Raw genomic sequence first — 7,547 nt, 5'->3', positions numbered from 1 at the left:
TCACTCACGGCGATGATCTATCTCAATCTCGGCGGAATCGAGGTAAAACTGCCCACACAAACGTAAGGAGGGGCACGTATGTTCTATATTAGCTCGATCCAAGTTCGCAGGCAATACCTACGCTGCCCCGACCAGTCGCATGGCGAGGCCGGCGTAGAGGTCTGCGACGGCCTCCGGTTCGGTGTAGGCGCCCGCGGGAAACCAGCGGCAGATGTCCACGCACAGTGACATGAGGGCGAGGGTGACGCCTTCGCCGTCGGGGACGGTGAATTCGCCGGATGCCGCCCCGGCGTCGACGACGGAGCGGACGATGTGGGTGATATCCCGGCGCAGTTTGACCACGTCGCGGTAATGCTCCGGCGTGAGGGCGTTGAGTTCGTACTGCACGACGCGGGCCTGCGCGTGGTGGGTGGCCTGCCAGCTCGCGAACGCGCCGATCAGTGCCTGCAATCTCGTCGACGGCGCCTCGTCGGGTAGGTCGGCGTTCCTCACGACGTCGAGTGCAGCGGTGTGGCCTTCGTAACTGATCGCGAAGAGAAGTTCTTCCTTGGAGCGGTAGTGCGGGTACATCGCGGCCGGGCTCATGTCGAGGCGGGCGGCGATCTCGCGAGTGGTGGTGCCGCCGTATCCGCTGGTAGCGAAGGCGTCGACGGCTGCGGCTCGGATGCGGGCGGCAGCCTTGGACGGGCTGATCACCTGGCTGGGTGATTCGCTCATGTCTCTCTCCATCCTCGGCTGCGCGGCTGTTGACAATACCGCGTCACGCCATCAGTATAAGCAAGCGCTTAGAAAATAAGCAGACGCTTACATGCTCGAAGCGTGAATCAGTCAATAGCTCGACATCCAGAAGGAGCGGTCATGCGACGCACCCTGTACGGCCCCGATCACGAGGCATTCCGCGAATCGGTCCGGGAGTTCGTGAACCGCAACCTGCTGCCGGTGGCAGACAAGCTCATCGCCCAGCGGTTCATCGACCGCGAGATCTGGCTCGAAGCGGGCCGCAACGGCTTCCTCGGCCTCGAGGTCCCCGAGGCGTACGGCGGAAGCGAGGCCGGCGACTACCGGTTCAACGCCGTCCTCGGGGAGGAACTCGCACGCGCAAGCGCCGCCGTGTCGTCGAGCTTCGGTATTCACGCCGACGTCGTCGCGCCGTACCTCGTGCAACTCACGACCGAGGAGCAGAAGCAGCGCTGGCTGCCCAAGTTCTGCACCGGTGAGCTGCTCACCGCGATCGGCATGACCGAGCCCTCCGGCGGTTCCGACCTCGCCTCGCTCAAGACCACCGCGGTCAAGGACGGCGACGACTGGATCATCAACGGTTCCAAGACGTTCATCACCAACGGCTACAACGCCGACCTGGTGATCGTCGCCGCCCGCACCAGCCCCGAGAAGAAGTCCAAGGGCATCACCCTGTTCGCCGTGGAGACGGGCATGGAGGGTTTCGAGCGCGGACGCAAGCTCGACAAGGTCGGCCAGCACGAGTCCGACACCGCCGAGCTGTTCTTCGAGAACGTGCGCGTGCCGTCGACGAACATCATCGGTGAGATCGACCGCGGATTCATTCACATGATGGAGATGCTGCCGCAGGAGCGTGTCGGCGCCGCCGTCTCGAACATCGCGCACGCCGCGCCGATTCTCGAGGAGACGATCCAGTACGCCAAGGACCGCAAGGCATTCGGGCAGCCCATCGGGTCGCTGCAGTGGAACAAGTTCCTTCTCGCCGACCTCGTCACCCGTGTCGAGGTCACCCAGGCCTACGTCGACAACTGCGTCGCCGCACACGCCGACGGCGAGCTGACGGCAGTGGACGCCGCCAAGGCCAAGTGGTGGACTGCTCAGGTGCAGAACGAGGTCCTCGACCACTGCGTGCAGCTGCACGGTGGCTACGGGTTCATGACCGAATACCGTGCCGCGCGTGCATGGATGGATGCTCGTGTCACCAAGATCTGGGCCGGTTCGAACGAGATCATGAAGGAACTGATCGGCCGCGACCTCGGCCTCTGAGTCCGCACCCCTACAGCCCGACGACAAAGGAGTCGCTTCGTATGTCCGTTCTCGACAAGTTCAGCTTGACCGATCGGGTGGTCGTCGTGACCGGTGCGTCGTCGGGCCTCGGGGTGGCGTTCGCGCAGGCGGCGGCGGAGGCGGGCGCCGATGTGGTGCTGGCTGCGCGCCGCACCGATCGTCTCGAGAAGACCGCCGAACTGGTGCGGGCAGCGGGACGTGAGGCGCTGTGCGTCGCGACGGACATCGCCGACCCGGCGCAGGCGCAGAACATGATCGACGCGGCGATGGAGAAGTTCGGCCGCGTGGACGTTCTCGTCAACAACGCGGGCGTCGGTACCGCCGTCCCCGCGACGAGGGAGACTCCGGAGCAGTTCCGGCAGGTCGTCGACATCAATCTGAACGGCTCCTACTGGGCGGCGCAGGCGGCGGGCCGGGTCATGAAGCCGGGCAGCGCGATCGTGAACATTGCGAGCGTGCTGGGCCTCACGACCGCGGGACTTCCGCAGGCCGCGTACGCCGCGAGCAAGGCCGGCGTCATCGGTCTGACCCGCGATCTGGCGCAGCAGTGGGGCACTCGCAAGGGCATCCGGGTGAATGCGATCGCCCCCGGGTTCTTCGAGTCGGAGATGACGGACCAGTACCAGGACGGGTACCTCGAATCGATGAAATCGCGACTGGTTCTCGGTCGCCTCGGTGACCCCGAGGAGCTGGCTGCGACCGTGGTCTGGCTCGCGTCGGACGCCGCGGCGTACGTCACCGGTCAGACGATCGCGGTGGACGGCGGCATCACGATCACCTGAGCGCGGGTTGGGCGGGGCTGCGGTGCTGGCGTATAAGTAGGAAATGACCACGCGCACCGTCCATGAAGAGTGGGACGACCAGCCCGCCCCGTCGATGGCGGCCACCGATCTGCTGCGGGAGCCTCCGGCGACCCCTCGCGGTGCACGCACGCGCGCGGCGTTGGTGGCGGCCGCGCGGACGGTGTTCGAGCGGTCCGGGTACCTCGACGCCAGGCTCACCGACATTACGAAGGAAGCGAACTGCTCGACGGGGTCGTTCTACACGTACTTCGACAACAAGGAGCAGATCTTCGCCGCCGTGCTCGAGGTGGCGCAGGAAGACATGATGCACCCGGGCATGAAGCGGGTGCAGGACACCGACGACCCCTATGCGGTGCTGGAGGCGAGTAACCGCGCCTACCTGGAGGCCTACCGGCGCAACGCCAAGCTGATGGGGCTGCTCGAGCAGGTGGCCCACATCGACCCGGCGTTCGCGGATCTGCGGCGTCAGCGGGCCGACGCGTTCATCGCGCGCAACGCGCGGGGCATCGCGGAGTTGCAGGCGCGAGGCATCGCCGACAAGGAACTGGACCCGATGCTGGCGTCGCGGGCGTTGTCGGGGATGGTCAGCCGGCTTGCGTACAACGTGTTCGTGGCCAGCGTGAACGGGACCGACGGCACTCCTGTCGACTTCGACGACGTCGTGTTCACGACGACGCGGATCTGGGCGAACGGACTGAGGTTCCCCGAGCGGAGCTGAGCTCTCGCCTGCGGCGTGAGCGTGTGGGACACTTCGGTCCACAAAACTGAATCCGACACCGGGTTCAGGTTGTTTCTGTGGAAGACTGGGGCCACGTTCGTGTCCCCTCGAGGGAGGAATCTCGTGCAGGTTGCGCAGAAGGTTGCCGTCGTCACCGGTGGCGGCGGTGGAATCGGCAGTGCACTCGCGGAGCGGCTCGCCGCCGAGGGTGCCAAGGTCGTCGTTACCGACCTCGACGGCACCGGGCTGGAAGCGATAGTCCGGAGAATCGACGCCGAGCATCCCGGCGCTGCGCTGGCAGTGCAGGCAGATGCGTCCGACGACGCTCAGATCGCCTCGGTCATCGACGCCGCGGAGCGAGCCTTCGGGCCCGTCGACCTCTACTTCGCCAATGCGGGTGTCGCGGCAGGCGACCAGCTCGAACCCGACGACGCCGTGTGGGACCTCGCCCTCGACGTGAACGTCCGCGCGCACGTCCGGGCCGCCCGCCGCCTCGTTCCCGGCTGGATCGAGCGCGGGGAGGGGTACTTCGTCAGCACAGCATCGGCCGCCGGGTTGCTCACTCAGATCGGTTCCGCCCCCTACTCGGTGACCAAGCACGCCGCCGTCGGATTCGCCGAGTGGCTGTCGGTCACCTACGGCGACAAGGGCGTCCGTGTCAGCTGCCTGTGCCCGATGGGCGTCAACACCAAACTGCTCACCGACGACGCCGCCCTGTCGGCCATCGCCGCACGCGCCGTCACCACCGCGGGATCGGTGCTCGAGCCGGCCGAGGTGGCCGAATGCGTGCTCGCCGCAATGGAAGCCGAGCAATTCCTGATCCTTCCGCACCCCGAGGTGCTGGAGATGTACCGGCACAAGGGCGCCGACTACGACCGATGGATCCGGGGCATGCGCCGCTACCGGGCGACGCTCCTGGCCGAGCCGTCCTGACCCGACCGAGAAGCGAAGTGCGCACATACCGTACGAAGACCGAGAACAACCACCATGGAGGAAACAAGTGAGCCAGGAACGTAGAACCGCCATCGTCACCGGGTCGGCCAGGGGTATCGGCGCCGCCGTCGCGAAGCGGCTGGCGAGCGACGGGTACGCCGTCGCCGTGCTCGACCTGGACGAGGCCGCGTGTGCCGGCACCGTCGACGCGATCAAGGCCGCCGGCGGCGAAGCCCTGGCCGTGGGCGCGAACGTCGCCGACGAGGCGTCCGTCGCCGCGGCGGTCGAACGGGTGGCGACCGAACTCGGCGCACCGACGATCCTGATCAACAACGCCGGAATCACCCGCGACAACCTGCTGTTCAAGATGACCGTCGACGACTGGGACGCCGTGATGAACGTGCACCTGCGTGGCGCGTTCCTGATGTCGCGGGCCGTGCAGAAGCACATGGTGGACGCGGGGTTCGGCCGGATCGTGAACCTGTCGAGCACGTCCGCGCTCGGCAACCGCGGTCAGGTCAACTACTCGGCCGCGAAGGCCGGCATGCAGGGCTTCACCAAGACCCTGGCCTTCGAACTCGGCAAGTTCGGGGTCACCGCCAACGCGATCGCGCCCGGATTCATCGAGACCGAGATGACCGCAGCGACCGCCGAGCGGGTGGGCGTCGGCTTCGAGGACTTCAAGAAGGCGGCGGCGTCGCAGATCCCCGTCAACCGCGTCGGACAGCCCGAGGACATCGCGCACACCGCGTCGTTCTTCGTCAGCGAGGGTGCCGGATTCGTGTCGGGTCAGGTCGTTTACGTCGCCGGTGGACCGAAGGACTGATCGATGAAGGCGTGGCGTGTACACGAACTGGGTCAGCCGCGGGACGTCCTGACGTTCGAGGACGTCCCCGACCTCGAGCCGAAGCCCGGAGAGGTGCTGGTCAAGGTGCTCTCCGCGGCCGCCAACTTCCCGGATGTGCTGTTGTGCCGCGGTGAGTACCAGATCAAGCCGCCGCTTCCGTTCACTCCCGGCGTCGAGTTGTGCGGCGAGGTGGTGGAGCTGGGAGAGGGCGTGTCCGGGTTCTCCGTCGGCGACCGGGTGATCGGCATGCCGAGCCTGCCGAACGGCGGATTCGCGGAGCTGGCCGTCATGTCGGCGGCGACCGCGTTCCCCGCCCCGGAGGCCCTCGACGACGCCGAAGCATCGGCACTGTCGATCGGGTACCAGACGGGATGGTTTGCGCTGCACCGCAGAACGCAGATCCGGCCCGGCGAAACCCTGCTCGTGCAGGCCGCGGCAGGAGGCGTGGGCAGCGCAGCCGTGCAACTGGGCAAGGCGGCAGGCGCCAAGGTGATCGGCGTCGTCGGCGGGCCCGAGAAGGCGGCCTACACGCGGGAACTCGGTGCCGACCTCGTGATCGACCGGCACAGCGAGGACTTCGTCCAGGCCGTGAAGGACTTCACGGACGGACGCGGTGCGGACGTCGTGTTCGATCCGGTGGGCGGCGACTCCTACACGAAGTCGACCAAGTGCATCGCGTTCGAGGGACGCATCATCGTGATCGGGTTCGCGAGCGGCACCATCCCGTCACCCGGGTTGAACCATGCGCTGATCAAGAACTACTCGATCATCGGGCTGCACTGGGGTCTGTACAACGCCTACGACCCCGCCGCCATCCGGGAGTGTCACGAGGAGCTGACGAGGATGGCCGCGGCGGGCGAGATCACACCGATGATCAGCGAGCGGCTCGGGCTCACCGACGTCGCGGACGGCATCGGACGCCTCGGCGACGGGACGACGGTCGGACGGCTGGCGTTCCTGCCGGGACGCTAGCGGGCGCGCTTCGCGTACAGCTCCTCGAGGTTCTGCCGCAGGGTGGCCTCGGTGTTCTTCACGGCCGTTTCGACGAACGGTTCGACGATGAGACCGAGAGCCTTGCCGGTGAGACCGCCGGGGAGTTTGTACGCGAAGTCCACGCTGATCTCGGTCTTGTCCTCACCGTGCGCGGCGAACTCCCAGGTGGAGGAGTTGGCGGCGCCGTCGAGCGACGCCAGGGTGATGACCCGGTCCTGCACCCACTCGGTGACCTCGAGGCGCGACCGCAGGGTGCTCGGGCCGATGTGGATCGCGGCGTCGAATGTCGACTCCAGCCCCTGGTCGAATTCGCCGATCGGACGGAATTCGGAGACTCCGAACATCCAGTCGGGGACCGTCCGGTAGTCGTCGATGTACGCGAAGGCCACGTGGAGGGGCACGGCTGCGATCGCGGAGTGACGGACGTGGATCATCGGGTGGTCCCTGGCTCTCTGTCGGAGAAGGCTGTCGATCTGGGCGACCTCGTTCGACTCTAGTCAACTCCCGCGACCACGGCAGGGGAGCGGCGGGTACCTGTTCTACCGTAGGACCCATGACGGTAGAGGGCGCCCAGCGCAGCAGTTCCTGGCGTGAGTACACCGACCAGGGGTTGTCGAAGGTTCTGGCCGCGGCGCTGGCGGCGTTCGTCGAGAAGGGCTACGACGGCGCGTCGATCCGTGAGATCGCCTCACGTGCGGGGCTCTCAGTCCCCGGTCTCTACCACCATTACCCCTCCAAGCAGGCGTTGCTGGTGGGGCTGACGAATGTCGTGATGCGGGATCTCCTCGATCGCAGTCGAGCGGCGGTGTCCGAGGCGGGCCCGACACCGGGGGCGCGGTTCGACGCGGTCATCGAGTCGTTGCTGCGATTCCACATGTACCGCCGCGAGCAGGCCTTCGTCGCGTCCCGTGAGACGCGGAGCATGGAACCGGAGAGCAGGCAGGCGTACATCGCGCTGCGCGACGAGCAGCAGGAGATGCTCGACGACATCGTCCGCGACGGGGTGGCGGCCGGGCATTTCCGGACACCGTTCCCGGAGGATGCGAGCCGTGCCGTGGTCACCATGTGCGTCGCGGTGTCCACCTGGTACCGCGAGGACGGGCCGCTGTCGCCCGACGAACTGGTCGAGCGGTACCTGGCGATCGCGAGGAGCACCGTCGGCGCATCCGGCTGAGCCTTGACCCCGTTCCGAACCTGTGGGATCCTCGGGAACGACTTCGACCGAGCG

The 7,547-nt window shown here is 66.9% G+C and carries 9 protein-coding genes; 7 read left to right on the top strand and 2 right to left on the bottom strand.

Annotation, left to right across the window (positions count from 1 at the left end; translation table 11 throughout):
• Window positions 1-117: 117 nt before the first annotated feature.
• The gene (locus MLGJGCBP_RS30870) at window positions 118-717 is read right to left on the bottom strand and encodes a TetR/AcrR family transcriptional regulator (protein WP_201453242.1); all 600 of its coding nucleotides are present in this window, start codon (window positions 715-717) and stop codon (window positions 118-120) included.
• A 141-nt stretch (window positions 718-858) separates the two neighbouring features.
• Between MLGJGCBP_RS30870 and MLGJGCBP_RS30865 the strand changes: the two genes are divergently transcribed.
• The 6 genes from MLGJGCBP_RS30865 (at window position 859) to MLGJGCBP_RS30840 (ending at window position 6,298) form a co-directional block, all read left to right on the top strand.
• Window positions 859-2,004 carry an acyl-CoA dehydrogenase family protein gene (locus tag MLGJGCBP_RS30865; RefSeq protein WP_072947707.1) on the top strand — a complete coding sequence of 382 codons (1,146 nt, stop codon included), beginning with the start codon at window positions 859-861 and terminating at the stop codon, window positions 2,002-2,004.
• A gap of 41 nt (window positions 2,005-2,045) precedes the next feature.
• Window positions 2,046-2,807, top strand: coding sequence for an SDR family NAD(P)-dependent oxidoreductase (locus tag MLGJGCBP_RS30860; protein WP_087559137.1), 762 nt, complete (start codon window positions 2,046-2,048; stop codon window positions 2,805-2,807).
• 43 nt (window positions 2,808-2,850) lie between these two features.
• Complete coding sequence (locus MLGJGCBP_RS30855; protein ID WP_087559136.1) at window positions 2,851-3,546, top strand: TetR/AcrR family transcriptional regulator; 696 nt, start codon at window positions 2,851-2,853, stop codon at window positions 3,544-3,546.
• A 123-nt stretch (window positions 3,547-3,669) separates the two neighbouring features.
• Entirely contained in the window at window positions 3,670-4,479 is an 810-nt protein-coding gene (locus tag MLGJGCBP_RS30850; RefSeq protein WP_160100426.1) for an SDR family oxidoreductase, read from the top strand.
• A gap of 67 nt (window positions 4,480-4,546) precedes the next feature.
• A complete protein-coding gene (fabG, locus tag MLGJGCBP_RS30845; RefSeq protein ID WP_087559134.1) occupies window positions 4,547-5,305 on the top strand; it encodes a 3-oxoacyl-ACP reductase FabG in 759 nt (252 codons plus the stop codon).
• 3 nt (window positions 5,306-5,308) lie between these two features.
• The gene (locus MLGJGCBP_RS30840; protein ID WP_087559133.1) at window positions 5,309-6,298 is read left to right on the top strand and encodes an NADPH:quinone oxidoreductase family protein; all 990 of its coding nucleotides are present in this window, start codon (window positions 5,309-5,311) and stop codon (window positions 6,296-6,298) included.
• On the opposite strand, the gene MLGJGCBP_RS30835 is transcribed toward MLGJGCBP_RS30840, so the two are convergent.
• On the bottom strand, window positions 6,295-6,753 hold the full coding sequence (locus MLGJGCBP_RS30835; protein ID WP_087559132.1) for an SRPBCC family protein: 459 nt from the start codon (window positions 6,751-6,753) through the stop codon (window positions 6,295-6,297). The two genes, MLGJGCBP_RS30840 and MLGJGCBP_RS30835, sit on opposite strands and share 4 nt — an antisense overlap.
• Before the next feature lie 119 nt (window positions 6,754-6,872).
• On the opposite strand from MLGJGCBP_RS30835, the gene MLGJGCBP_RS30830 reads away from it, so the two are divergent.
• The gene (locus tag MLGJGCBP_RS30830; RefSeq protein WP_160100424.1) at window positions 6,873-7,493 is read left to right on the top strand and encodes a TetR/AcrR family transcriptional regulator; all 621 of its coding nucleotides are present in this window, start codon (window positions 6,873-6,875) and stop codon (window positions 7,491-7,493) included.
• The last annotated feature ends 54 nt before the right edge of the window (window positions 7,494-7,547 follow it).

The sequence above is a fragment of the Rhodococcus sp. T7 genome, from assembly GCF_009872365.1.
Lineage (GTDB): Bacteria > Actinomycetota > Actinomycetes > Mycobacteriales > Mycobacteriaceae > Rhodococcus_F.
This window is presented reverse-complemented; position numbering and strand designations above follow the sequence as displayed.

What these genes read in the sequence shown, in the direction of transcription:
- MLGJGCBP_RS30870 (WP_201453242.1), bottom strand. Translation starts at nt 717, where the DNA reads ATGAGCGAATCACCCAGCCAGGTGATCAGCCCGTCCAAGGCTGCCGCC.
- MLGJGCBP_RS30865 (WP_072947707.1), top strand. Translation starts at nt 859, where the DNA reads ATGCGACGCACCCTGTACGGCCCCGATCACGAGGCATTCCGCGAATCG.
- MLGJGCBP_RS30860 (WP_087559137.1), top strand. Translation starts at nt 2,046, where the DNA reads ATGTCCGTTCTCGACAAGTTCAGCTTGACCGATCGGGTGGTCGTCGTG.
- MLGJGCBP_RS30855 (WP_087559136.1), top strand. Translation starts at nt 2,851, where the DNA reads ATGACCACGCGCACCGTCCATGAAGAGTGGGACGACCAGCCCGCCCCG.
- MLGJGCBP_RS30840 (WP_087559133.1), top strand. Translation starts at nt 5,309, where the DNA reads ATGAAGGCGTGGCGTGTACACGAACTGGGTCAGCCGCGGGACGTCCTG.
- MLGJGCBP_RS30835 (WP_087559132.1), bottom strand. Translation starts at nt 6,753, where the DNA reads ATGATCCACGTCCGTCACTCCGCGATCGCAGCCGTGCCCCTCCACGTG.
- MLGJGCBP_RS30830 (WP_160100424.1), top strand. Translation starts at nt 6,873, where the DNA reads ATGACGGTAGAGGGCGCCCAGCGCAGCAGTTCCTGGCGTGAGTACACC.